Origin of the sequence: Nocardiopsis sp. MG754419 (genome assembly GCF_018207095.1) — a bacterium.
GTDB lineage: Bacteria > Actinomycetota > Actinomycetes > Streptosporangiales > Streptosporangiaceae > Nocardiopsis.
The window spans coordinates 1-420 of sequence record NZ_QOCZ01000378.1 but is presented as its reverse complement, the minus strand read 5'-3'; the positions used below and the strand labels follow the sequence as shown (position 1 = coordinate 420).

Genomic DNA, 420 nt, shown 5'->3' with positions numbered 1-420 from the left:
AATTCAAAGGCGGTCAAATCGATTTTTGCTTGAAAGGCAGATAAGACATTCATGACGTCGTTAAAGCTGTCCATGCCAAGTACCATGACATTTAAGTCCTGAGGCTGACGTTCCAGCTTGATTTGTGCGTGAGTGACAAAACCTAGCGTGCCTTCGCTACCGATGAACAATTGACGTAAGTCGTAACCAGTGGCGTTCTTGACCATGCCGCGATTAAGCTGCAAGATGTCGCCACGACCCGTAACGACGGTCAGTCCCATGATCCATTGACGGGTCATGCCATAACGAATGACTTTGATGCCGCCTGCATTGGTGCCGATATTGCCGCCCATTTGGCTAGAGCCTGCTGAGGCAAAGTCGACGGGATAGTAGAGGTCTTTTGATTCGGCAAACTGTTGTAGTTGTTCGGTGATGACGCCG

The 420-nt window shown here is 49.5% G+C and carries 1 protein-coding gene; it reads right to left on the bottom strand.

Going from position 1 to position 420, the window contains the following annotated elements:
- A partial coding sequence (locus tag DSY14_RS28195; protein ID WP_211719612.1) for an FAD-binding oxidoreductase occupies positions 1-420 on the bottom strand: 420 nt, incomplete at both ends.